At 42.9% G+C, this 26,465-nt stretch carries 21 protein-coding genes; 5 read left to right on the top strand and 16 right to left on the bottom strand.

The window, feature by feature from the left end; genetic code table 11:
• The first annotated feature begins 123 nt into the window (after positions 1-123).
• Positions 124-639, top strand: coding sequence for an acyl-CoA thioesterase (locus LQ226_RS18300; RefSeq protein WP_231419487.1), 516 nt, complete (start codon positions 124-126; stop codon positions 637-639).
• A gap of 23 nt (positions 640-662) precedes the next feature.
• The gene (locus LQ226_RS18295; protein WP_231419486.1) at positions 663-1,037 is read left to right on the top strand and encodes a hypothetical protein; all 375 of its coding nucleotides are present in this window, start codon (positions 663-665) and stop codon (positions 1,035-1,037) included.
• 51 nt (positions 1,038-1,088) lie between these two features.
• On the opposite strand, the gene nei is transcribed toward LQ226_RS18295, so the two are convergent.
• From nei to LQ226_RS18230, 12 genes are all read right to left on the bottom strand, one after another.
• Complete coding sequence (gene nei, locus LQ226_RS18290) at positions 1,089-1,916, bottom strand: endonuclease VIII (RefSeq protein WP_231419485.1); 828 nt, start codon at positions 1,914-1,916, stop codon at positions 1,089-1,091.
• Between the two features lie 4 nt (positions 1,917-1,920).
• On the bottom strand, positions 1,921-2,364 hold the full coding sequence (locus LQ226_RS18285; RefSeq protein WP_231419484.1) for a threonine/serine exporter family protein: 444 nt from the start codon (positions 2,362-2,364) through the stop codon (positions 1,921-1,923).
• Positions 2,365-2,382: 18 nt separating this feature from the next.
• A complete protein-coding gene (locus tag LQ226_RS18280; RefSeq protein ID WP_231419563.1) occupies positions 2,383-3,138 on the bottom strand; it encodes a threonine/serine exporter family protein in 756 nt (251 codons plus the stop codon).
• Positions 3,139-3,745: 607 nt separating this feature from the next.
• Entirely contained in the window at positions 3,746-5,071 is a 1,326-nt protein-coding gene (locus tag LQ226_RS18275) for a (Fe-S)-binding protein (protein ID WP_231419483.1), read from the bottom strand.
• A complete protein-coding gene (gene glcD / locus LQ226_RS18270) occupies positions 5,068-6,477 on the bottom strand; it encodes a glycolate oxidase subunit GlcD (RefSeq protein WP_231419482.1) in 1,410 nt (469 codons plus the stop codon). Before glcD ends, LQ226_RS18275 begins: the two co-directional genes overlap by 4 nt.
• Positions 6,478-6,503: 26 nt before the next feature.
• The gene (locus tag LQ226_RS18265; RefSeq protein WP_231419481.1) at positions 6,504-7,214 is read right to left on the bottom strand and encodes a LutC/YkgG family protein; all 711 of its coding nucleotides are present in this window, start codon (positions 7,212-7,214) and stop codon (positions 6,504-6,506) included.
• Positions 7,211-8,638: a LutB/LldF family L-lactate oxidation iron-sulfur protein gene (locus LQ226_RS18260; protein WP_231419480.1), complete on the bottom strand. Its 1,428-nt coding sequence runs from the start codon at positions 8,636-8,638 to the stop codon at positions 7,211-7,213. The genes LQ226_RS18265 and LQ226_RS18260 overlap by 4 nt, the downstream gene beginning before the upstream one ends.
• Before the next feature lie 16 nt (positions 8,639-8,654).
• A complete protein-coding gene (locus LQ226_RS18255; RefSeq protein ID WP_231419479.1) occupies positions 8,655-9,371 on the bottom strand; it encodes a (Fe-S)-binding protein in 717 nt (238 codons plus the stop codon).
• Between the two features lie 102 nt (positions 9,372-9,473).
• Positions 9,474-10,184 carry a FadR/GntR family transcriptional regulator gene (locus tag LQ226_RS18250; protein ID WP_231419478.1) on the bottom strand — a complete coding sequence of 237 codons (711 nt, stop codon included), beginning with the start codon at positions 10,182-10,184 and terminating at the stop codon, positions 9,474-9,476.
• A 159-nt stretch (positions 10,185-10,343) separates the two neighbouring features.
• Positions 10,344-11,927 (bottom strand): L-lactate permease, encoded by a 1,584-nt coding sequence (locus LQ226_RS18245; RefSeq protein ID WP_231419477.1) that lies wholly within the window; start codon positions 11,925-11,927, stop codon positions 10,344-10,346.
• Between the two features lie 168 nt (positions 11,928-12,095).
• Complete coding sequence (locus LQ226_RS18240; RefSeq protein ID WP_231419476.1) at positions 12,096-14,294, bottom strand: Z1 domain-containing protein; 2,199 nt, start codon at positions 14,292-14,294, stop codon at positions 12,096-12,098.
• Between the two features lie 152 nt (positions 14,295-14,446).
• Positions 14,447-16,210, bottom strand: coding sequence for an alkaline phosphatase (locus LQ226_RS18230; RefSeq protein WP_370635530.1), 1,764 nt, complete (start codon positions 16,208-16,210; stop codon positions 14,447-14,449).
• A 224-nt stretch (positions 16,211-16,434) separates the two neighbouring features.
• On the opposite strand from LQ226_RS18230, the gene LQ226_RS18225 reads away from it, so the two are divergent.
• Positions 16,435-17,181, top strand: a complete 747-nt coding sequence (locus tag LQ226_RS18225; protein ID WP_284526660.1) for a Cof-type HAD-IIB family hydrolase — start codon at positions 16,435-16,437, stop codon at positions 17,179-17,181.
• Between the two features lie 53 nt (positions 17,182-17,234).
• Here the strand turns inward: LQ226_RS18225 and LQ226_RS18220 are convergent, their stop codons facing one another.
• The 4 genes from LQ226_RS18220 to LQ226_RS18205 form a co-directional block, all read right to left on the bottom strand.
• On the bottom strand, positions 17,235-18,689 hold the full coding sequence (locus LQ226_RS18220) for a DUF2807 domain-containing protein (protein ID WP_231419475.1): 1,455 nt from the start codon (positions 18,687-18,689) through the stop codon (positions 17,235-17,237).
• A 4-nt stretch (positions 18,690-18,693) separates the two neighbouring features.
• Positions 18,694-19,116 (bottom strand): PilW family protein, encoded by a 423-nt coding sequence (locus LQ226_RS18215; RefSeq protein WP_231419474.1) that lies wholly within the window; start codon positions 19,114-19,116, stop codon positions 18,694-18,696.
• Position 19,117: 1 nt separating this feature from the next.
• Positions 19,118-19,537, bottom strand: a complete 420-nt coding sequence (locus LQ226_RS18210) for a prepilin-type N-terminal cleavage/methylation domain-containing protein (protein ID WP_231419473.1) — start codon at positions 19,535-19,537, stop codon at positions 19,118-19,120.
• A gap of 136 nt (positions 19,538-19,673) precedes the next feature.
• Complete coding sequence (locus LQ226_RS18205) at positions 19,674-23,447, bottom strand: pullulanase (RefSeq protein ID WP_231419472.1); 3,774 nt, start codon at positions 23,445-23,447, stop codon at positions 19,674-19,676.
• Between the two features lie 364 nt (positions 23,448-23,811).
• Here LQ226_RS18205 and LQ226_RS18200 point away from each other — a divergent pair, with 364 nt between their 5' ends.
• Together LQ226_RS18200 and LQ226_RS18195 are read left to right on the top strand one after the other, a co-directional pair.
• Positions 23,812-24,966, top strand: coding sequence for a DUF2515 family protein (locus tag LQ226_RS18200; RefSeq protein WP_231419471.1), 1,155 nt, complete (start codon positions 23,812-23,814; stop codon positions 24,964-24,966).
• A 433-nt stretch (positions 24,967-25,399) separates the two neighbouring features.
• Positions 25,400-26,461: a DmpA family aminopeptidase gene (locus LQ226_RS18195; protein ID WP_231419470.1), complete on the top strand. Its 1,062-nt coding sequence runs from the start codon at positions 25,400-25,402 to the stop codon at positions 26,459-26,461.
• Positions 26,462-26,465 lie beyond the last annotated feature (4 nt).

The following is a 26,465-nucleotide window of genomic DNA, read 5'->3' as shown; positions in this document are numbered from 1 at the left end:
AAAGCCCATTTTACTTCCAATTGGGACGGTTTTACACTAGATGTATAGAAGAAATCAATCCTTCTTTCAGAAAGACATGTCAATCTGAGCTGATCATAGATTGTTAGAAAGGAATTTCGAGCTATGGAAAAAAGAGCTAAAGAAAGTCGCATCGTCAACACGGATCAAGTGCTTACAAGTGATTTAAATAACTACGACACTTTATTTGGTGGCGTGTTAATGAAAAAACTCGACGGGTGTGCAACCTTGTCTGCCCGCCGTCATTCAAGAGCAAAAGAATGTGTCACAGCGTCTACTGATTCCATTCACTTTTTACATCCTATCTGTCAGACAGATTCCGTTTGTGTAGAGTCCTTTGTGTGTTCCACGGGGAATAGCTCAATGGAGATCTTTTGCAAAGTCATTGCGGAGGATATGATGGAGGGCACGCGAAAAGTCGCCGCTACCGCTTTTCTTACCTTCGTAGCGTTAGGAGAAGATAAGAAGCCTGTAAAAGTTCCTAGTGTGATTCCTGAAACAGAAGAAGAAAAATTCTTATATAGCTCAGCCACCGAACGAGCTGAAGCACGAAAAAAACGTAGAGAAAAGAGTAAAGAACTCGCTGAATATATAACGTTAGAAAAACCTTGGGATGAGTAAATAAAGGATAGGAGGAATCAAGGATGATCAAAGCAGCAAGCCTGAAGCAACTACGTGAAGTAAGCGAAGATTTAAACACATTAAGAAAAGCTGAACAAGAGCTTTTTCAACAATTTATTCATATAATCCAACTCACCAGACAATTGCAGCTTCGTTATGACTATATGGGCTGCCTATTACTGCAGGAAGATCCGCGTCAATGTGCTCCTGACTTTATTGAAGAGTCCGTTCTGAACTTGTACCAACATGAAATTGACACTTTAAGAAAACATCCACAAATGGACAAGCTTGAGAACCTATTAGATCATTATAAAGGAATTGGCTATACCAAAATCAGTCTCCTTGCTCTTGGAGAGTCACCAGAAAGCCTTGTAGGTCCGTCCATCGCAACAGCCTAATAGGAAAAGAAAAACGTTACTGGGTAAAGAGTCTTTCTCCAGTAACGTTTTTTATTCTTGCTTTGCCTGGCAGGTGGGACAGTAATAACATCGCCTTGAAGCGGCAGTGATCTTCATAATTTCTGTACCATCCACTCTGCATGGCTTCCCTGCCCTGTTAAACACGTAATGTCTATATTGCGACCGTTTCTCTCCCTTTTCTTTCAAACGATCTGCAAGCTCTGGCTCCACGGTGATTCCACCCGTTTTGTAAGAACGCTGCATCAATGTAAGGACAGCTTCAGCAGCTCTTTTAATTTGAAGATCCGTACAGTCCATTGGCCGTAAATCTGGATGAATCCCTGCAAAGAAGAGAATTTCACTTCTCAAATAGTTTCCGATTCCCGCCAAAAACGTTTGATCTAGCAATAGAGAAGTCCATTTTCTTTTCCTAAAACGCGTGGATGTAAACCGTTCCACTAAGCCTTCAGTTGTCATCGATTCATTTAATAGATCGGGTCCCACTTTTGATAAGAATGGATGTTGATCCACTTCCTCATCTCTTAAAACTTCGATATCTGAAGCACTATACAGTAAAGCGGATTTCTTCTCGTTATGAATAGCTAATCGAAGTTGACGATTGGTCTTAGGGTAGTTATAAGATTCCCGAACATACCATTTCCCATAAAGTTGATTATGCGAATAGATCGTATATCCATTATTAAAGCGAATCACCATCGCTTTCCCCTTCGTCTCCACGCGAATCACTTCACTATTGGTAAATAGAGACTCATACTCCTGAAGCACCTCAAACGCAAATGATACTTCTAATATAGGTGAAGCTTGAAGCGCTTTTTCCACTTCATCTGCTGCTCTTCTGATTTCCGGTCCCTCAGGCACTTTCTCACCTCCACAGTTCTCGCTTTCTCATCTTTTTGAACACTTGGTTCATCACTTCAGATAGTACAAGCCCAATTGCTATAGCACCTGAGATCATGAATACTTTAGCTGCGATGGGAAGAGCCTGTCCGTAATCATTTTGGACAAAATTGCGCATCGCATCATACGCTAGCCCTCCCGGCACTAAAGGTATAATACCCGCTACGCTAAAGACGATAACAGGGGTTTTATACAACCTCGCAAAGAACTGTCCGATCATAGCAATCACAAATGAGGCCACAAACGTCCCTGTCACAGCGTCAATATTTGATTCAACAAACAGAATGTAAATCACCCATCCTATGGAACCAACTAACCCGCACTTCAGCAACGTATTCCTGGGCGCCTGAAAGATAACTCCAAAGGCAGCAGAGGCGATAAAACTCGTGAAGAATTGTTCTGCAATCATAAACGTCCCACTCCATTTTTAAAAAATTGAAAAGGCAATGGCGACCCCTCCCCCAATGGCAAATGCGGTCAGGAAGGCTTCTGCCCCTTTAGATAATCCGGAAACCAAATGGCCTGCCATTAAATCTCGAACGGCATTTGTTATGAGAAGCCCCGGTACAAGAGGCATGACAGATCCAATAATAATCTTATCTGTCTCATGCCCGACACCAAATGACATGAACGTAAAAGCAAGCGTACCTATACATAGAGAAGCCAAAAATTCAGCAAAGAATTTAATTTCAAATAACCGGTGTAAAAGCAACAATACGATAAACCCAATTCCACCAGAAATACAGGCGGGTAAGAAGTCATACCAATTCCCCTGGAACATGATCGAAAAGCACCCACTGGCTAAGGATGCAGCCGCGATTTGTGTGCGCATTTTATAATCATATTTAGAACCTGCGGTATCGATTTCAGTCAATTGCTCACGAGCTTCAGCTAACGTCAGCCGTCCCCCTGTTATATTTCTTGAAATATCATTAGCCAGGGTAACTTTATTTAAGTTCGTCGACCGATCTGAAACACGAACAAGTTTCGACGGCTCAATCTTGCTTACAGAAAAAAAGATCCCTGTTGGGGTCACAAAACTTTGGGCATCTTCCTTGCCATAAGAAGCAGCAATCCTCGTCATGGTATCCTCCACACGATACGTTTCAGCGCCATTTTGGAGCATAATCCTACCAATTAATAAACATAACTCAATCATTTCAACATTATGATTACGCGTCATCTCCACATACACCCTCCCTTCTCTCTATCTATACACATGTGTATAAAGTGTAGCTGATTGGGGCCAATAGAAGCAAGATGCAAACAAAAGCGCAAGCGCCCGATTAGCAACGTAAGGACTGGACTGAGCCGACGTGAGATAAAGGAAACACGGAGAGCCAATGGCGAACCGATGTTGACTTATCGACCAGAGGTGAGGGAAGTCCTCTAGTTGCTGGGCGCTGGAGCTGGATGTAAACAAAAGCGTAAGCGCCCGTTCAGCAACGTAAGGACTGGACTAAGCCGACGTGAGATAAAGGAAACACGGAGAGCCAATGGCGAACCGATGTTGACTTATCGACCAGAGGTGAGGGAAGTCCTCTAGTTGCTGGGCGCTGGAGCTGGATGTAAACAAAAGCAGAAGCGCCCGTTCAGCAACGTAAGGACTGGACTGAGCCGACGTGAGATAAAGGAAAGACGGAGAGCCAATGGCGAACCGATGTTGACTTATCGATCAGAGGTGAGGGAAGTCCCCTAGTTGCTGGGCGCTGGAGCTGGATGCAAACAAAAGCAGAAGCGCCCGATTAACAACGTAAAAAAACCAGGTGATCCAATCACCTGGTTTCGTTCTAAGAAGGAACAGCTTCAAGGAGGAGATCAACTAAATGGACGGCCTCCATTTGATCCCCGAGCCCTTCTCGCTCAATCCCCATTTTCATTTGCAACAAGCACCCTGGATTGGCGGTAACTAAAACATTCGGGGAAATGTCTTTTACGCGCTCCATTTTATGATCAAGGATTTGCATCGACATTTCTTCTTGCACTAAATTGTAGATCCCCGCAGAACCGCAGCAATGATCCGCTTCTTTCAATTCCACAAATTCCACTCCTTCAATGGATGATAATAGTTTCCTCGGAGCGGTGTAGGTTCTCATTACGTTTCGTAAATGACAGGAATCCTGATAGGTTGCTATGCGGTTTGATAGTTTTAGATCTTTCTTATGAAACTCCATCTCTATTAAGATTTCAGAGATATCTTTTATCTTTTCGGAGAAGGCTTTTGCCCGTTTTGCCCACTCTGGCTCATCTTTCAAAAGATGTCCATAATCGACTAAAAACGCTCCGCACCCACCGGCATTTAAGATAATATAATCAACCTGCAGCGCCTCAAATGCTTCGATATTTCTCTTAGCAAGATCTTTAGCAGAATCCTTCTCACCGCTATGACCATGTAAAGCACCACAACAGGCCTGATCCTCTGGAATCACGATTTCACATCCCGCTTTTTGTAACAACGTTAACGTGGCATCGTTTGTCTTCATGAACATGGTATCCATTAAACAACCTGAAAAGAAGGCAACACGTGCCTTTTGCTCTGTTTCAGCATGAAGGTGGGTCGGACGCGATTTTAATTCACTTGGCTTCGGAATAGGAGGAAGAACTTTTTCCATGGTTCTCATGTTTTCAGGAAACAGTTTCATGACGCCACTTTTTCGAACGATCGACTGCATCCCGCTTGATTGATAGAACCATAGCAAATTATTCACCCTGACCATATTCTGATGATGAGGGAACAACTTATCGAAGGCAAACCAGCGAACGGCTTTCTCAGGAACGGATCGTTTCTTATTTGATTCTAATATATCCCGGGCTTCCTCTAATATATGTCCATAGTTCACCCCTGATGGGCATACCGGTTCACACGCTCGGCATCCAAGACACATATTCAGTTGATCTTCAAAATCCTGATCAGGCTCAATGACCCCATCCACTACCCCTTTAATAAGAGCAATTCTTCCACGAGGCGATGCCGCTTCATTCCGATTTGTCTCGAGGTAGGTCGGACAGCTCGGTAAACAAAAGCCACATCGCATACAATTCAGCAACTCATCATATTCCATACGTTCTTCAAATGATTGCTGCACATTTTGTTTACGCTTTTCCTGGGTACTCATCCTATCACGACTCTCTTTCGTTCATCCTTCGCAAAGATCTTCCCTGGGTTCATAATGTTTTGAGGGTCAAAAGCCTGCTTTATGCTCCTCATGGCGTTTACACCAGCCTCGCCTAACTTAAGCTCAAGGTATGGGGATTTCATTTCGCCGACCCCATGCTCCCCTGTAATTGTTCCGCCAAGCTTAATCGCTTCAATAAATATATCTTCAAAGGCTTGTTCAACCCTTTTTAATTCATCTTGATTCCGCGCATCCGTGAGGCATGTAGGATGTAAATTCCCATCTCCTGCATGACCAAATGTGCATATGGTCACGTCATGTTTCTTCTCGATTTCTTTAATGGCATGAACCATCTTCGCGATTTCAGAACGAGGCACAGTGGCATCTTCTAAAATGGTCGTAGGTTTTAACCGTGCTAACGCCGATAAAGCGGAACGCCTGGCGGTTCGAAGGGCATCTGCCTCTGCTTCGGATTGAGCAACTTGAACACTGATTGCATTCATTTCATTACAAACAGACTCAATGTGATTCATATCTCGCTCTACGACCTCTATAGGACCATCTTGCTCAATAAGAAGGACCGCTTCTGCTTCTATAGGTAAACCGACCTTAGCAAAGTCCTCAACCACCTTAATCGTTGATTGGTCCATAAACTCAAGCGTAGTGGGAATGATTTTATCCGAGATCACCTTTGAAACCGTCCGGGCTGCGGACTCTAAATCCTCATAAACAGCCAGCACGGTTTTCTTGGCTTCTGGTTTCGGAATGAGTTTAAGCGTAGCCTCTGTAATAATCCCAAGCGTTCCTTCAGAACCTATAAACAATCTCGTTAAATCATAACCTGCTACATCTTTCGCTAGTTTCCCACCTGTTTGAATGATATCGCCATTTGGTAAAACGATTTCGAGACCTAATACATAATCACGGGTCACGCCATATTTTAGCCCTCTTAATCCACCTGAGTTCTCCATTAAATTCCCGCCAATCGTAGAGATCTTCATAGAACTCGGGTCTGGAGGATAGAAGAGCCCTTTTTCTTCTACGGCATTAACCATATCTAGCGTAATCACACCAGGCTGAACCTTAACGGTTAAATTGTCTTCATCTATCTCCAAAATTTCTTTCATATGATTAAACAAGAGGACGATGCCCCCGTTTGTCGGGCAAGTACCTGCAGCGAGATTCGTTCCTGATCCTCTTGGGACAATTGGAATCTGATACTCATTACACGTTTTCAGCAATGCACTGACTTCTTCTGTATTCCTAGGACTTACGACTGCATCCGGAAGCGCCTGAAAATTAGGTGTAGCATCGTAAGAATAGACCAGTTTCATTTCATTCGAATCTTGATAATTTTCCGTTCCAACGATGGAAATCAGTTTCTCTCGCACTTCTAAGCTGATCATATTTCATCTCCTCCTTTCGTACAAGATCACATATCTTCTACCAGAATATAGGTCGCTTTTACTGGACCATGGACACCTACAATAAGGTTCATTTCGATATCTGCACTATTACTCGGCCCGGTAATGAAACTCACACACGGAGAGACATCAACGCCATCAGCATGAGCCTGATGGATGTGCCGAACAGCTTGGGTCATCCTCGGAACCAGCGTGCTCTTCGGTATAATCGCAATATACGTTCTCGGAAGAAGACTGATGGATCGTCCATTGCCCCGATGGTTAAAAAGCGTCACGGTTCCAGACTCGGCAAGGGTGATATCACTGAATGTAATTCCTACATCCGCTCGTTCAGCAAAAGTAAGATTTTTGGTTCCTTTAGCAGGATCCCATAAATGAAAAGAAACACCTTTATCCTGGAGATTGTTGTAGAAGGAGCTCAAACCATACTCATCATTCCGCTTATCATCAGCGGCTACAACCACATTTCCCTCGTTCTCCTCAATCGCTTGTTGAAGGGTTTTAGCTAACGTTTGGGTGGTTGACCGTTTAAAGTGGGTATGAATCGAATGGCACTGGTCTTCTAATTTATCCACTAATTCTTCTTGAGTGGCTCCTTCGAAGACTCTCCACTGCGGTTCGACACTGTACTGAGGACGTGTGACCCCTTTGGAACGCCTTTTTCTTCCAAGCTGGTCCGCCACATTATTTAAGAATGAATCCCGATTTTGAATACTCATGATGAACGCCCTCCCTTTTGTCTTGATTTAAACCAGGCCCGAAAGGTCTGTTCACTTGGTGCAGGGAAATCCCGAACGTCTGTCCACCCTTTCAGTGGTCCTGGACCGCTCTCGATTACACCGTCTTTTGTCCAGGGCTTCAATGCGCTCCGTGCCATTCTGGTACTCAATTTGTATGCCGCAGGATGTGATCCCCACTTTGCAAACCCCTCCATCATTATCCTTTCTGAAGGAGGTGATTTCTTTTCTTTCTCAACTATGATTTCTCGATGCCGGACTAAGTGTTCATGTAGCGGAATCTTAACCGGGCATGCTTCTGTACAAGCAGCACAAAGCGTAGAAGCATATGGCAAGTCTTTATGATCATCGTATCCATCAAGAAGAGGCGTTAATACAGCACCTATTGGGCCAGGGTAGACCGATCCGTATGAATGCCCTCCTACGTGCCGATATACCGGGCATACATTGATACAGGCGGCACAGCGAATACAATGCAAGGCTGATTGAAATTCTGTTCCTAATATATTGGAACGACCATTATCAACAATGACAAGATGATAATCTTCAGGCCCATCTACTTCGTCTTCTTCTTTCGTGCCTGTTATAGAGGTCACATAGCTCGTAAGCTTTTGGCCAACGGCTGCTCTTGTTAACAGACTCACCATCACATCAAGCTCTTCCCAGGTAGGGACAAGGCGCTCCATTCCCATAACAGAAATTTGCGTTTTCGGGAGTGCTGTTACAAGTCGTGCGTTTCCTTCATTTGTAACGAACGTGACCGCTCCTGATTCAGCAACGGCAAAGTTACATCCTGTTATTCCTACGTCAGCTGATAAAAATTCCTTCCGTAGCTGTTCACGTGCAAACGTGGCGAGTTCTTCCGGAAGATCAGAGTTTTTGTACCCTTTCTTACTCGCAAACGTCTCTCGAATTTGCTCTTTATTCTTATGAAGAGCCGGTGTCACGATATGAGAAGGAGGATCTTCATCCATCTGCAAGATCCATTCGCCTAAGTCCGTTTCTACAACCTCCGCACCAGCCTGTTCAAGCGTTTCGTTTAAACCGATCTCCTCTGTCACCATGGATTTCGATTTTACAATTTTCTTCGCTTCTTTCTTCTGAACCACGTTGCGGATATATTCATTCGCCTCCTCAGCCGTTTGAGCAAAGAAGACTTTCCCTCCACGCTTTGAGACCTGGCTGCTTAATTGCTCTAAGTAAAAGTCCAGATTCTGAAGGGTATGAGTTCGAATTTCCTCCCCCAGCGTACGCCAGTCTTCCCAATCTCCTAATTCTTCAGCGGCTTTAAGTCTTCCGCTTCGAAAGCGACCTTGAGCAGAAGAAACAGCTCCGCGCATAAAGTCATTTTGAATCCCTTCTTGAACTCGGTCTCTAAAGGGTGCTTGTCCTATCTTAATTCCCATAATTTATCCTCCTTTCTTACTGGCTATTTAAAATCTTAGTAATATGAAGAGTCTGTACAGGTCGATCATCACGGCTCAAACGCCCACCGATATTCATTAAACAACCCATATCTCCGCCAATGACGTAATCGGCTCCTGTTTCCATGATATGATCGGTTTTCTCCATGACCATTTGTTCTGAAATTGTTGAATTTTTGACAGCAAAAGTTCCTCCAAATCCACAGCAATCTTCACACAAAGGTAAATCAATAACCTCTAATCCTCTGACGTTTTTTAATAATTTATAAGGAGCTTCTGTAACCCCTAAAAGACGCGTCATATGACAGGAACGGTGATAGGTCACTCTTCCATGGAAAGTGGCTCCGACGTCTTCTATTTTCAACACATCCACCAGAAATTGAGTGAGTTCATACGTTTTATCCGCTAACTCCTGCGCTACGTCTCTCCATTCAGGGTCATCCTGGAATAAATGAGGGTACTCCCGAAGCATGGCTACACACGAACCAGATGGACCGACAACATACTCAGAATCCTTAAACGCTTTCATAATTTGTTTCATTGAGTCCTTTGCTTTTGTTACATACCCACTATTGTAAGCAGGCTGACCGCAACATGTCTGAGACTCTGGGAAATCAATTTCACACCCAAACCGTTCAAGAATTTCTACCGTGTCTTTCCCAACGTCTGATGCCATTACATCACATAAACACGTAATAAATAACGAAACTCTCATTTTTCATTACCTCCTAATGATTGGCCTGCTCGTTCATTAAGCAGGTCATCTGATGACTAGGCGAAACCAAAGCCTCTCATGCGAGGACATGGCCTGGTTGTTCTATTTATTAATAAAATTACTTAAGGCTTGTTCAACTTTCGTTAAATGCTCAAACATGTGCTTCTTAGCAAGCTGTCCATCTCTATGTTGAATTGCACGCAAGATGTCATAGTGTTCCTGAAGCAAGGTTGTTGTTTTCTGTTCAGAATGAAGCCATAACCGACGTGTTTCTCGCATGGTTTCGACCATGATTTCTGAAACACTATTCATTAAATTAATTAACATATGGTTATGCGTTGAATGTGCGACAGCCAGGTGGAATTCTAAATCAGCCTCTTCACCTAACTCCCCGTTTCCTTTCGCTTCTCCCATAGCTACCAATGCCTTTTCCATAGCTTCAAGGTCTTCTTCTGTATGATGAATAGCCGCTGATTCCGCAGCACCTACTTCTAAGATCTTACGTACTTCTAACAACTCTTTAATATCCTCTTTCTTCATAAGGAAAGCAACTGATACTGGAACGGAGAAACGAGAAGGTTCAAACTGTTTAACAAAGGTCCCTTCACCCTGACGCATTTCAAGGAGTCCCATTGCTCTAAGTGCACTTAAAGCTTCACGAATGGCAGAGCGCCCTACTTGAAAGCTCTTAGCTAAGCTCTCTACTGAATCTAAGCGATCCCCAGGCTTTAAATCTCCTTGTCTCAACATATCTATTAATGAATCCGCTACTTCTTCGTATATTTTTCTAGCGCGTATTTGTTTGTATTCCATGATGTCATCCTCCAACTTCAAGTCAACCTTCTTTCATTTTAAGAGCAGATCATCTGATGACCTGCTCTTAGAGATATACTAAGGGAAAGTGGAAATGTTTTCAATCGTTTATTGAATTTTCTTACACAAAAATAAGGAGAGCCTCTTTTGAGACCCTCCTTAAAGCATTAAAAGAATGAAACCTCCCAATCCTGCTAATGCACCATATAAAAGAGCAGGACCAAGCGTGGTTCGAATGATATCCCCTTCTTTACCCGCTAGACCTACAACCGCTGATGCAGCCACCACGTTATGCACGCAAATCATATTCCCAGCTGATGCGCCCATTACTTGAACGGCCAGGACGATATCACTGTTCATGCCCGTTTGTGTTGCAATACTATGCTGAACAGGAGCAAAGGTGAGGTTAGACACTGTTGCACTTCCTGTAATGAACGAGCCAAGCTCCCCTAAATAAGGAGCGACAACAATCCACATCGAACCAAATCCGCCAGCCAGGCTCTTTGCAATATATTGAGGCATACTTACAAGGTCATTGCCATTTATTCCTGAGTTCGTAAAGACTTGCACTAATGCTAATGTAAATAATAAAGCTACTCCAGCACTTTTGATTGAGCCAAGAGCTTTTACGGACGCTGTAGTAAATGTGGAGAACGATTTCTTTTGGAGAATGAGAGCGACTAAGGCAGCAAGTACAAGAACGGTACCAGGTGAGTATAGAACTTGCCATCCAGAAGAGATCTCATCAAACCCCATAATACGTTCATAAGATAAGTCTAAGTTGTTCAATGTAAACTGCTTAATAGGCGTAATGATTCGAGTAATAAGAAGGAGAACAACAACGACTAAATATGGTGCCCAAGCGGTCAATAAGCTCATAGAAGGAGCTTCTTCATCTTCCACAAAATCTTCCTGTAGCGCTTCTTTCCACTCCTTCTCAGGAAGAAATACTCCCCTTTTCGCCGTGATTGTCGCGACAGCTAGCCCTGTCAGTGAAGCCAGTATGGAAACAAATTCGTGACCAAAAAAAGTAGCATATAGTAACGCAGAAACGGAATACGTTAATCCAACTAGAAGGGCCCAACGGAATAAAGGGAAAGATGCTTTCATTCCTTTTCCCTTTCCAAAGAAAAGCGTCAGTACCACAACTAAAATAAATGGGATAAATGTGGCCCCTAAAAGGTCAATCCACGTAATCTTAACGCCAATCGTTTGAAAAAACGTAAGATCGGCCCCCGGTACATTACTCAATCCTACCTGAACTGGGGTGCCGACTGCCCCAAAAGACACAGCAGAGCTATCTGCTATAAGAGCAAGTGCCGCTGCAGCCATCGGGGTAAACCCTAGTGCTACCAGTAGCGGCCCTGTCACAACAGCCGGCGTCCCAAAACCCGCAGCCCCCTCAATTAAAGAGCCAAACAGAAAAGCTACAATGACAACCTGAACTCTCATGTCTCTTGAGATATCCCGGAAACCTTGATTGATACGAGTGACCGCTCCAGTCCCTCGTAATGTTTCTAAAAGCACAATCGCTCCAAAAAGAATGAGAAGGATCGTCAATGCTTTATGAGTGCCTTGCAAAATAGAAGCCAAAATCACATTGCCGCCCACGCCCCAAACCGTAAAAGATAAAAGAATGACTATAATGGCGCTAAAAAACATCCCTTTTATAGCTGAGAGACGTAGCAGAACTAAGAAAATAAATGGAGCAATAATGGCACTTAACGCAGTTAATGCAAGCATAGTAATTTCCCCCTCACCTTTATACAGCTCTTATATTCCCGAACGATCGCTTTGAATAGGTCAGTCGTCAGATGACTACCTCTACTTCCATCGTACGCCGAAACGAGGGGGTTCTCAATAGCTACTAGTGACAGAGTTGTGTGGATTATGTGGCAAACTCGTTACGTTTTATGAAATAGTCTTGCTCGCGTAAACGGCTGGTGTTGTCTCTTTCGGTGCAACAAGTATTGGCCACCAGAAAGGAGCTCCTCGCCATCCATGTTCTTTCTTCCCTTGTTGATGAAGGAGGATCAAGGCCGGAACGTCTGTGGCTACTTTTCTTGCTAGACCAAGCTCTCCCTTTCCGTTACTTGGCGTATCTGGCGAGGACTCAAAACGCCCGTTCTTATCGTAACGCTGGATTTGGCGGTTCTCCCGTACGATGATCCAAACGTACCCTTTATTCTCAGAATCATGGGCATGAGAAAGATAATGAAGCATGGACTGATGGTCTTCTACGTCCCATTCATATCCCTCCTCCATTTCGAGCGTTTGATGGATAAGGGTAAGAAGCTCACTTGCGAGTTCAACCGGAATGAGAAACGCTTCTCCTTTTTTCTTTACCGGGCTCTCTCTCCATTTCTCAAGCTGCTTCGTGATGTGGTTCACTGTCTTTTGGATATAGGTTTTATACCCTGTCTGAAAACCGATTGGTAACAGACGCTTATGAGGTTTCATTAACCTGATATTGGATAATAGGATTTTATTAGGACTGCAAGGAATCATCTCCTCTAACGGATCTTTCTGAATAAACACGACTCCCTGATCATGTCCCCCACTTTCAAACGCATCTCTTAGAGCTGTATCAAATTCGTGGATGCGCTCCATTACGTCATAGATATGACGCGTGGTGTAGAACCGGGTAACCGCAACATCTGCTAACGGACGAGCTCCATACATCCGTGAGTGTTGAAGTACGGTATCTTGTTGAAACGACTTTGGGTTTCGCCCGTAGAAGAATCCGATTAAATTCCCAATTGTAATCCCTCGATCTAATATTTGTCCCCCAATAAAAATATTCATCGGGGCTCTTAACTGAAGTTGACCTGTATGGTCTAATAGCTCGTTAACATCTTTCTCCGAATTGACAACAGAGCTGACCAGATGCTCTTCTAAGACAGCCTTACGAACTTCGTAAAAGAGTTCTTGAAAGGATGGTTGTGGCAAGTCTACTTTAGAAACGGAGCGCATCAAATCGTTGTATGACGCTTCAATCAGTTCACGAAAGATCGGATCATCGTTCTCAGCACTCTCCCGTAATTGACTCTCCATACGATTCACCATTTCCTCCTGCCAAGCATGGGCCATTTTCCCTCGTTCCGTATGAATCATACACGAATACTTCTCCATACGAGCCCCGCTTTTTCGCTGTTGCCATCTCCGGATTGAACTTCCCACAATAAAGTTCACTAATGCTTCTCTTATATTTGAGATGTTCTTCTGATAAAGGAGCTGGTCAAGCTTTACCCGTCGCCTGTCTAATTTCTTCATCACTTCTAGCTCACGGTCTTCTATCTCATGAAACAAATGAGAAGCCATGTGATCCAAGTTATTCGCCTTCTCGAAGTACATGTCTCCCCCTACATACTGATTATGAACGGGCACAATCTCTGTGAACGCCGGACGAACGGGTTGAAAGACCTTATTCTCATGAACCTTTCGCTCCTCAGGCTGTAGATACAACGAATAAGGCGTAGCCGTCACTTGCAGGAAGGAGCTCGATGGAAGGGTTTCCCGCAATTCATCAATCTTCCCTGATATGACACGCAGTTCATGTATATTCGCCTCTGTATTCTTCTGATAGGCTACACTAGCAAAGTCAGCTTCATCATCGATGAACAGAATACGTTTAGAAGAGAGATCCGGATATTTCTCAAATAACGCTTCTTTCAATCGATCCATATTCTTCGTTTCTTTCTTAACAATGAAAGCGAGTTTCTGCTGGCGTTCCCATTTTCTTAAGTTATCGGGTAAGCCCATAATATCGAATACACGCATTTGGTCTTCTTCCATTTGAGAAGCGAATTCCTGCTGTACGCGGACATAGGTTTGCCTGGCCAAAGCATTTGTCCCTTTCGTTAAAATGATGACAAGATCATAGCCATTATCATACCCTAGCCCCATAATCCCAAGGAAAGTCCGGGTTTTACCTGATTGGACTTTCCCAAGGAGCATACCTGGACGATTCGAACTTGTCCTTTCTTTCAACAACTGGTGAACGGTGTTTTCGATACACTGGCTTATTTTATAGTTATATTGCTTTTCCTTTTGCAACGTTTGATAAAATCGCCCGTCTAAGCGGATCGATTGTTCAAGACTGACTGACATGCCGGTCACTCCTATACTTTCTATCTATACTCGTAAAAAAAGCCATCAACCTCCGGATGGAGGCAATGGCTCTTTCTTATAATCTAGTATTTAGTATACCAAACGTGTAAAGGGTGAGTCAGCCGTGAAAAGTTGGCTATTAGAGTGGGTCTCTACTCGTTCATTGCACGATGAAGGTAAATAGAGAACTTAACGCGAGAAACCGGGTCTTGCTCTTTGTATTCAACTTCAGTAAAGATTCCAGCCCCTTGTAATGTCTCTACATTTTCATCGAATGATCCTACTTCTCCTAGACCAAGAGATTCGATCATCATTTCAGCAATCACACTGAATTTCAGCGCGCCGTTTCCATTTGCCTGAACATTTTCTCTTGTCATGTTTGAAAGAAGAATCTCAGCCTGGCGAACCGTTACAGGTTTGTTTGGTTTAAATGTACCATCCACATAACCATGAATGATGTCCTGATTAACGAGATCTTGAACTTCTTCATATCCAAAGTCGTCTTTATTAAAATCTTTAAATAGAGACTCTTTGTCTTCTTGTTTTTCTTTGTCGTCTTCTAGGATCTTAAAGATGGATTTAGCTTGGTCTGTATTCTCCGTCAGACCTGCAAACATTTCTTTACCTGGTCCATAAGCATAGACTTGTACATCTACACCCGTGTGTCCGCCTGTTGTCCAGCCCGTGTGAGAGCGGACATTAAAGATTTCAGAGATCGCATCAGATAGCGCATACTTGTTCTCCTCTAGTTGTTTCGACGCTTCTTCTACAGACTGAATTTCTTCTTCTGTTAGTTCAAATTCCGTGTACTTATTTAGTACTTCTTCAACATTTCCACCATCTTCAATTTCAGCTGCCATAAATTCAGGTGTGCGTTTAGCGTCTTTGATTGGTTGCGGATCGAAGACATACGGTCCTCCACGTCCAATGCTAAGTCCTCCAGTGGAATGGTCCGCTGTCGTAACCACTAACGTTTCTCCGTCCTTCTCAGCGAAATCAATAGCAGCCTGGAACGCCTTCTCAAAGTCTTCCATCTCACTCATTGCTCCAACAATATCATTCCCGTGGCCAGCCCAGTCGATTTGGCTTCCTTCTACCATTAGGAAGAAACCATCTTCATCCGTGCTCAAGCGATCTAATGCGCTCGTTGTCATTTCTTCTAAAGATGGAATGTCATCCGTGCGGTCTTTCATTTTCGGAAGACCTACAGGCGCGAATAAACCAAGAACCTGATCGTTCTCATCTTTCATCAATTCGTCTTTCGAAGTTACATAACTATATCCATCATCTTGAAACTCTTCAGTCAAGTTACGGTCTTCACGCTCGAAGTAATCCGTCCCCCCACCTAATAAAACATCCACTAAATGTTCGCCATTCATAGATAGATCGAAATAATCATCTGCAATATCGTTGTAGTTATGACGACTTTCGTCATGCGTACCAAATGCAGCAGGTGTAGCATGGTTAACTTGAGAGGTCACAACAAGACCCGTTGCTTTTCCGTTCTCTTTAGCTTGTTCAAGAACCGTGTCGACTTCTGTTTTATCATTATCAACAGCGATTGCTCCATTGTATGTCTTAACCCCTGCGGACATGGAAGTAGCCGCCGCTGCTGAATCCGTAATATTTTCTTCTGCATCATCTGAATACGTCTTTTGCATCCCCACTAAGTATGGATCAAATGCGGTTGGTTCCATCATTGGTGTAGATGGATCGTCTTTTAGATAACGATAAGCCGTCGTATAAGAAGGCCCCATTCCATCTCCAATAAGAAAGATCACATTTTTAATTTCCTGGTCATCTTTTGATTCTTCCGCATTGACCGTAGTCGTTTGACTCCCTGCGAAACTCGTTAACATAATAGACGAAATCGCCGCTGCGGATAATACTCTTGTAGCTATTTTTTTACCAAACATAGTACCCCTCCTGATTAACTAATGAACATCTTTATAGTAACTCTCAAATGTATATAGAAGATTACTAGAATGTTAATATTGGGTTAAGGAATAAGGTGAAACAAACCTTTCGACGCAATTTAGAAAAACATACTCCTCCTTCTATCTGTAACCATCGAACTCCAAGGTTCTCCTTTTCATTGATTTGTATTAAAATGAAGGGGTTATGATAGGAGGACGTTATAGTGGAACATAAAGATATTAAATTAATTGCTCTAGATATGGACGGGACGTTGCTGACTCCGGACCACGAAATCTCTGAAGCAAACAAAGAAGCTATTCATAAAGCTAAAGAAAAAGGAATCCATGTTGTGATTAGCACGGGGCGTTCCTTGTCCAATTTCAAGGAAATTATTGAACCACTCGGGGAATCTGCCTATTTCGTTACGATTAACGGCGGTGAGATTTATGATGGAGCCTTTAACCTGGTAGAACGTAATCCCCTAAATGGGAAAGATGTCAGGCACCTTTGGGATCTGACCAATAAGCATAACGCTTACTTCTGGTCTTCTACTGTTCAGGGCCGTTTTAACAGTCAAGAACCGTTTGACAACGAAGTCGAAGATTACGAGTGGCTGAAATACGGATTTGAGTTTGAGGATCCTGAACTCAGAGAAACAATCTTAAGCGAGCTTGAAAACAATGACTCGTTTGAAATAACGAATTCAAGCCCTACCAACATTGAAATCAATCCAGCCGGTATTAATAAAGCAACGGCTCTTCGCAAGGTCACAAGCTGGCTCGACCTTACCATGGATCAAGTGATGGCTGTTGGCGATAGCGTAAACGATCTGGCCATGATTCGTGAAGCCGGATATGGAGTCGCAATGGGAAATGCGCAGGACATCGTCAAAGAAGAAGCGACCTGGGTAACAGCAAGTAATAAAGAAGATGGTGTCGCAAAAGCGATTAATGCGATTTTAGACAAATAAAGCCTTTAAGGGTAACTGAAAAAAGGAACTTGCTATAACAGCAAGTTCCTTTTCTAATTGGATTCTCTGAGGGGTTCTGAGGTAACGAGATCTTCTGGTACATCTCCTCCACCGCTTGGGGTGAAAGGAATATCTGATAGATCTACTTCTTTATACTCTACATAGGCCCCTCCGCTTGCATCAAATGAACGTGACAGAACTGTTCCAAAAACTGAACCACCGCCGGTAATAGTAAAGTTAGCATTAGGGGCATAAAGAATAGAAGAATACGTTCTGGCACCTCCGGAGATTTTCACCTCATCTCCCCCGGTGAAAATGTGGCCTTGAAAACCTCCACCTCCGGTTATTTCGATGTCTGCCGTTTCTGCATAAAGTGAGCCATAAATCATTTGGCTTCCCGAAAGTTTAACATTTCTCGCTTTATGTGAATCTTTTAAGTAAACATTTAACTTACTAATTGAACCTCCCTGATTGATTGTACTTCCTGACCCCATTGTTATTTCATCTTTTACATATATCGTTAAATTTCCTGAACCGATTATATTAATATGACCGTTACTAACATTAAGGTGGTCCACAACTATTGATTTGTCCTTATCGCCCACATCAACATTTAAAGTATTATTACTCCCCATCTTAATCTCTGTAAAAGTGGCACTTTGGTCTAATTTAAGCGTGTATCCATCTGCCAACCAGCTATCTACACTAAGCTTCCCATCTTTTATAACATCATGCTTATTATGTTGTGTTCCAATTCTTTCATCAGGATAAACGGGATATTGCGGATAAGTTGGGAAAGGAGGAAGTTCAAACGGTGTCGGCTCTTCTATAGGAATAGGCCGGGATATATCCATGTAATGCTTAGCATCTATCGCTCTGTTCTCTGCCCCTTTAGGAACATAAATATCTCCATTGATATAAGTACCTCCACTAAAAGAAATAGTCCCGGAATCATCTGAATTGGTCCCAACATTCCCTTTAATATTTGCTCCGCCCTTTAATGAAATATTGGTCTCCGTAAACACAGCCATTTCACTTGGTATAGAAAGACCGCCCTTTTCCTTCCAATTCACATAGAACAACTTTTCTACTGTTCGTGACCGTTGACCGATTACTCCTTTCGAGCTGATTCTATAAGTTCTTGGATTTTGGTTATTCACCTTTTCTATTTTCATATTCGCTTCTGGTTGATGGTCAAAGGCTGATTCGAACGAATCAAATGTGGTTATTTTTAATATGTCTTTCTCTAACTCATCGTAAAAGGAATCTATTTCATTCGTATTTTGATAATAAAACGTAACCCGGTCCTCTACATTTTTCATTCTTTGCGTAATTCCCGCTTCAGCAATGTAGTAGGAAGCCTGATAATTTCGTTCACCGGACGTCATCTTTGTATTATTTAAGACAAGCCCCATCAATCCTAGTCCTAATACTGATAAAACTACGAACACCATAAGGACGATAGGTAGCGCTATTCCTTGTTCATTCCACCTATGTTGATTCTTCATCCCATTACTCCCTTATATAAAGATCCGTTGTGAGTGTAGAAGCTTTCTCGAATTCATTTGGCATACTTTTTATAGTAATCGTAATTTTTTCGTTGTTCTTTTGAACCGAAAACATCTCTATATTTTCAACAAGAACAGACTGATCTTTAAATATTCTGTTCCCTCTTAATTCAAATTCATGGGCGTTGGTTTTAAGAACATCTGAAGATACCGTAACCGTTTCAGCCCGTCTCACTTCTTTCGTGATGACATTCATTGCATAACGAACATTTGACTCGTTTTCTATTTGTTCAGACTGACTGACAAATTGCTTCTGTCCAAATAAATGGGCATTGCTAATGAGCAGAATTACAATCCCTAAAAGGGCAAGGGCTGCTAAGAGTTCAACTAAGGTTACTCCCTCTTCATTTCTAAGAAACCTTTTCATATCAGTTCTCCCACCTGTATATCGATTCCATTTGAGATTCTAGCTTTGATTTGGTGTTATCACGATAAACCTTTACCAACACGTTTGATAATTCGTTTTGAGGTTCTTTAATCGAGAGATAGATATAATAATCATCCGTCGTCTGCTCATAGTGATACCAGCTATTTTCTGTTTCTACTAAACTCATATCTTCAATTTGGCTTTTCGCATCATCAAACGTAGAAGTAGTACTTAAGTGATACACCTCTTCCATTTTAGACTGGGCCAAATAGGTAGCATCTAGTATATCCGTTGAAATAGATGAAGTTCTCATAGTTTGGGTAAACATTGGCATGAAGGCAAGAATAATAATAGCCAAGATTGCAATGGAGGCAATGATTTCGATTAGTGTGATTCCACGTTCAGATTTAAAATTGTTCATTTTACATATCATCTGACAGACCATCCTTCTTTATTGAATCACAAACTTTACTACTACTATCGTACCATATTCCTCCTCCCCATTTATATTCTGGATATAAGAAAGCCAACACCTAAAAAAGGTGTTGGCCTCCTATTTACTCTTCTACTTTGACAATAACAGCTGTTAGTGGATCTAAGGTGATTGAATCTCTTTCTAGCGTATATCCAGATGGAGTTTGAACTTCTTCTGTTCCGGCTTCATCATGGTCCACTACTACACTCCCGCCTGTTAGATCTTGATTTAACGTGAGCTGGCGGGTTTCGCTGTCTGCATTGATAAAGACGTAATAAGCCCCCGTTCCATCCGTTGACTGAGCTTTGTACGCTACAACTAAATCCTCGTCCTTAATTTCAGGTACTTCCAATCTCGTTACATTTTCGTTCACTAGTTCCTGGTCCCCTAAACGAAATGCATTGGTAGACTGTCGTAGTTTAACTAAACCTGCTGTATAGTCTTTTGTCGTCGTACTGACCGGGTATTCTTCTTCGTTTGTTGCTTTAGCCCAGTTAAACATATTAATCGCATCAGAGGAGTCGTATGAATCATGAATGAAGTACCCGAAGCTGTTTCCTTCTTCGTCAGTAAGTTCATGATACTTCTGCTCCGGTATACCTTCACCTAGCCACTGCTTCGTTCTTCCATATTCCTGACCGGCATGGAGGAAGGCAGTACCTTGGGATGTGAGAACAATGGCATTCCCCAGGCGAATGCGCTCATGAATCTCCTGGTGGTTCGAAGGGATGGCCGGGTCCTTCTGAATAGACTGGGCAATTACATCGTAAAGAGGTAAGTTATCGTGAGCGGCGATATATTGAACCATATCGCCAGGGTCATCCGCCGGTGTATTCGATGGCTGCCCTTTAATGTTATGAAAGATCGTATCGATTGAACGGGCTCCGCCTGTAATAAAACGAGGCTCTCCTTCTGAGCCAAAGCCAGATTTTAATTCATTCCGCATCTCATCAGAGAAGACACCAACATCATTGGTTTCATCCATCCAATCCTGGTCTGCCCCTTTCCCTTCAAGAGCGGGTTCCGCTGCTGCTCCACCGAACGTTCTCCACCCTTCTCCGATAAAGAGGGCATTCGGATTAATCTCTGCGGCAGCGTCATAAGCGTTTTGAATCGATTCGTTATAGGCATCTCCCATCATATCAAAACGCATGCCATCGATTTTGTACTCATCAAACCAGTACTTCACAGAATCAACCATTAACTTCTCTGCCATCTTGTGATTAGCAGCTAGATTATTCCCGAATCCTCCAATTAAGTTTCCATCAGCATCCTGGTAGAAGTAGTACCCTGGTACGATGTCATTTAAGAAATCAGCTTTAGCCATATGAGTATAAACAACATCTAGCACAACACCCATATCCGCTTCATGAATCTCCTGAATCATTTGCTTTAGTTCTTTGATTCTTTGTTCTGGGTCTCCCGGATTTTCGGAATAAGCTCCGTCAGGGGAGAAGTAGTTATGAGGATCATAACCCCAGTTGTATGAATTATTCGCAGCTGAATATTCCAGTTCTCTTTCATTCATTTTCGTTTCATCCCCGTAATACCAAGCCATGACAGGGAGAATCTGTATATGCGTAACACCTAAAGACTTCACATATTCAAGCTTCTCACTAAAGGAATTAAACGTTCCCCATTGGCTATCAAGCTCTCCTGAAATGGAGGGGTCAGAGGTAAAGTCTCTTACATGAACTTCCCATATCACAGCGTCTTCTCGTTTCTCAAACCCTGGTATATGTCCCTGTGTAAAGTTCGCTGGATTTGTCTGATCCAAATCAATAATAGCCGCTTTTCCCGTCTGATCGCCATCAGGTCCTGCTTCTCCTTTTGTATTCACTGTAAAAGGAGCCATAGACTTCGCATAAGGGTCTAAAACTTTTTTCGTCTCACCGTTGTTCGTGACTTCGTACTGATAATAGTAGCCGCGCAGGTCCTCAACACCTAACTCAGACGCTTTCGCTTCTAGAGTCCAGACCCCATTATCACCTTTAGTCAGAGAGAGTTGGCCAATTGACTCGTCCCAATTCTCTTTATCATAAAAGGTTGCCTTGACTTCACTTGCTGTCGGGGCCCAGAGCTTTAACGTGGCATCCCCTTTGTGATACGTAGCACCAAGATCATCGCCTTCATAGGTGTAAAGTTCATCAATCATTCTCCAGCCAACATCAGCCGAAACCGTACGCCCAGCATATGTGATCTCAAAAGGTGCCCTATCTGGCGTTATCGACACCATTACTTCAACAGATGTATCGTCGACAATGCTGATGCCTTCAATCGCCACTTCCTCCCCTTCCTTATCTACGATCGTAATCGCTTCTGCTAACTGTTCTTCTGTAAGTCCTTTTGTCATGGTATAACTTAATAAAAATCTGTTTTTTGAAAGCACTTCTGCCGATACTAGCCCTGTTGGTGTCTCCCAATACGGAGATGTATAAACGGTATTATCTCCTTCCCGAATCCAAAGTCGGTTGTATTGGTCTAGTAAAGAGAAGCTTTTATCCCCCGCTTCTTTTTCCCCGTTTTCCTTATTGAGCACAAGGAAACCTACCTTTTCTGCATCTTCTTTCATGGACACATCTACATAGGCACCATATTCATCGACCCCATCAAATGATAGAGCTCCTTGCGGCCAGCCCTCACTCGGCTGTTCAACGTCTTCCCAAACCCAGAGCCCAAGGTCATCATAGTTACCATCTTCTTGAACGTAATGAATGCGAACCTTATTCTCTTCTAAATCAACTGGTTCATAAGGAAGCACTTTGTCCCCTCCTTGTTGCACCCATACCTCATTTTTATCGGGTGTCGTAAGTTGCACGTTGCGATCTTCTAGTTGTTTCTCTCCACTTACCCGATTTACGACTAAGAAACCGACATTTTGCGCATTTTCCTTTAATTCGACGTCTACATATGCACCGTATTGGTCAGTTCCACTAAAAGGAAACGCCCCTTTTGGCCAATTTTCCGCTTTAGAGGCTACATCGTTCCATGTCCAAACGCCTAAGTTTTCGTAGTCCTTCGACTCGTTCTGGTAATGAATACGAAGATGACCTTCTGGCACTTCATTCGTGACCTTCTCATAGTCACCTGGCCCCACAAGGATAATTTCTCCTTCAACTTTTAATCCACTCGGAAGCTTCATTCCTTGCGCCAGATAAACATTCCCTAGCACTTTACTATCTGTTATCGTAAGTTCATTTGATGAGATTAAGAGATTCCCATCTATCGTTTCACTACTATAGATACCTGGTTCGTTATAGACTTCTTCAAAAATTCGGTCAAGAATCACGATAAGTTGAGCTCGCGTGATTTTCTTAGATGGATGAAATTTGTTTCCACTATAGCCGTTCACATATCCTGCTTCTGTCATAGCACCTACTGCATCAAGAGTGGCTCCATCTATTTTCTTCTTGTCTTTGAAAGGAACATACTCACCTTTACCATCTGTTTTCATTTCAAGAACATGGGCCATAACCCTTACGAATTCTTCTCTTGAAACAGGCTGTTTAGGACGAATAGTTGGATTTGTCGGTTCCTCTACATAGCCTGCAGCCATCGCTTTTGATAAGACCTCTTCTTCCCAGTCCCCTTGTACGTCTTTAAAAGGAACCTCTTCTTTTTCTTTGAATTGAAAAGTGTTATTTAGAATATGAAAGAATTCTGCACGCGTTACAAAGTGGTCAGGTTTAAAAGAACCGTCCGAGTAACCCCCTACAACACCTATAGAATTCCATCGTTCAATTTCTTTCTCTGCCCAATGACCCTCTACGTCGGTCATCGCATATGTAATTCCTGATGATAGAACCATGCAGAGGAACACAACCAAAACGATTCCTTTCCTCAATACCTCTCTCATACCGTTTCCCTCTCCTTTTAACCGAATTACCCTATAACGTCGCTTTATGCAAGCGGTTTCATTTTAATCAATAAAACAAGATTAATTGTGAGTCTACTGCCTATTTAAAAAGAATAGAAAAGTGGCTTGAAGAAAATGCAAACGCTTGCATAAAAGTGGAAGAAAAAGTAGTAATATAGGTGAAATCTATTACCAAGGTGGAACGAAGCTATAAAGTTATCCATATTAAACCAAAACATAATAACAGTGTCAATCCTACTTTAGACTATATTCTGGTAGATTTGGACCATATATTCCTTTTTAGCATGATTACAAAATTAGCCCATACATATGGAATAGTACATGTTTCTAGGAGGAGATCTCTTTGTTTTCATCATGGAAAAAACAATCCAATCCTACAACTGATGAGCTGGTCAGTGTCCTTAAATCCAAAACGTTAAAAGAAGATCTGCTGCCCTATTCTGATTCAACGTTATCCGTATTTGAACAATCCATTGTAAATAAGATTACGAAAGCCACCAAGGTTCACAATGAAACGAATATAACAAGAACAAATGCTTACTTATCTTTCTACAATACGTACCCAGAGATTGAATGGGCATTGTTGGCTCATTTGGTCTCGAGGAATAGCGGATGGAATATGACCGATTTAAAAGGCGAGTGGTTATCGAAACTCCTTTCAGAGAAGGAACAACGCAATTATTTCCGATTACTAGAACGTGCCAATTGGTTAATTTTCCAAGACGCTTACCCTCAACTTCTCCTTTACCACTACAGCCTAAAGCACAATCTATCTTTATACCACTTACTCCCGGCTTTTCAAGTATCCCGTTTTATGGAACCTGTTTGGAATCACTTCTCTACGCACCAGGACCGAACTACTCTATCCACCGCCCTCATTATTAACGAACAGCATTATATAGAGAAAAGAGTCATTCATAACAAATTCTTTAAACAAGCGGTTTTAGATACACTAGATTTTAAAGTACAAGAGTGGCTCGGGCTGACCCAGATTTTATTCCCTTATTCGAAGAGCAAGAAATTCAATCGTGCTGACTTCACTGGTCTCACCGTTCACCAATTTGCTTCCTTATCGAACCGTATTGAATTCGGAAAGAAACTTTATGTCACATTATTCTCTGACCCAAAACGGTTACAGTCGATTAAACAATGGGCTGATCAACATCCTCATACAGGGTCACGAAAAGATTACTGGCCTCATCTCTTCCACACAATTCGAGAATCACCTCCTGGCAAGCTCTCACTGAAACTTGAACGGTGTCAGTTGCGGAAGGGAGCCGCTCGAGTCTATAGTCCTCCACTGAACATAGCCTGGGAAATAATTGAGCATCATCCACCTTCTCCTGAGGACTGGTTTACGAAGTGGGATGATGCTTCTCTCTTACATGGTTTGCCTTCTTCTCAGCGTGAGAATATGACCGAAGATCATTGCGAAGCGCTTACGAAGATTGAGCTTGCCGTAGCAGCTAAACAAATCATCTTTCATCGCCAAGACTAGGATGTTTCCGTTGACCGGAATTGAGTGTAAGGCGGGCCTGGAAACCACTCGCTTTCCTGTGGGGAGCTGGTGAGCCTCCTCAGCCGGCTATGCCGGCCTCCGGGGTCTCAACCTAGATTGAAATGTGCAAGCGTGGTGCCTAGGACCGTACGGATAAGGCAGCTTTTTGGAGAAGGCGTTTAGCCTTTGGAAAAAAGATGACTTATCGCGCTAGGTCCTCCACGCTGGAACTAGACTGGCTCTTCTGCCCACGGGAGTCTCGCAGTTTCCAGGCCCGCCTTTGCTATATTAGATGAACGGAAAACGCATAATCTTTGGAGCAGCCTCCTTGTTGCAGGGACTTCAACTACTGACTACTAGGGGAGTATAGAATTAAAGGTATTCTAAATGGATACAACGAATGGGTAGGGAAAAGGGAAAAGGAAGTGATGCTTTGAATCGTCAAAAGAGGTTGCGGGACTATGGGGTACGGATTGGTCGGTTGGAAACTGGTGTAAAGAATAGGATTACGGATGTTTCGGGTGTAAGGGTCGGGCATTGTACTATTGCACATGAGGGGGCACAGACGGGGGTAACGGCTGTTGTGCCTCATCAGGGGAATACATTTCAAGAGAAGGTGATTGCTTCTTCTCATGTGTTAAATGGGTTTGGAAAGACTCTAGGGACGGTTCAGTTAAATGAACTTGGCACCCTTGAAACACCCATTCTTCTAACGAACACATTAAGCGTTGGTACAGTGACGAAAGGTCTTATTGAATACATACTTGAGCATAACCACGATATTGGAGAAACGACAGGTACTGTTAATCCTGTGGTGGGGGAATGCAATGATATGCTCATTAACTCTATTCGGAACGCTTCTGTTTCAAAAGAAGATGTCTTAGAAGCGATTGAGGAATCATCAACTCAATTTGAAGAAGGGGCTGTTGGGGCAGGGCGTGGGATGGTCTGTTACGGGTTAAAAGGGGGGATTGGGTCGTCTTCTCGTCTTATTCACCTCGATCATGATACATATACAATAGGTGTGCTCGTTTTGGCTAATTTCGGGCAAATGGAAGACCTTATGATAAACGGATCTCGTGTGGGACAATCCTTGAAAGAAAAGATGGACCAAAATGATGAACCAGACAGGGGCTCTATTATGATGATCGTCGCTACAGATCTTCCTGTTACAGAGCGTCAGTTGAACAGAATGATTAAGCGTACAAGCACCGGGCTAGCCAGAACAGGATCAACGATCTCTCATGGTAGTGGCGATATTGCGATCGGCTTCTCAACAGCTACTAAAATTCCACATTATAAACCAACTACCCTCTTATCGATTCCCTCTGTTCACGAAGAGGACTTAAATGCGGCTTTTCGAGCTGTTGGGGAAGCTACAGAAGAAGCTATATTGAACGCTCTTGTGACAGCCGAATCAGTCCCATTACGTGATGGACGGATCGCCATGTCTCTTATCGAAGCGATTGAAGAACATGGCCTTTCTCTTACGTAAGAGG

The sequence above is a fragment of the Pontibacillus sp. HN14 genome (genome assembly GCF_021129245.1).
In the GTDB taxonomy this organism is placed as follows: domain Bacteria; phylum Bacillota; class Bacilli; order Bacillales; family BH030062; genus Pontibacillus.
Note: the sequence above shows the minus strand (reverse complement) of the source record. Positions and strands in the feature narration are given on the sequence as shown.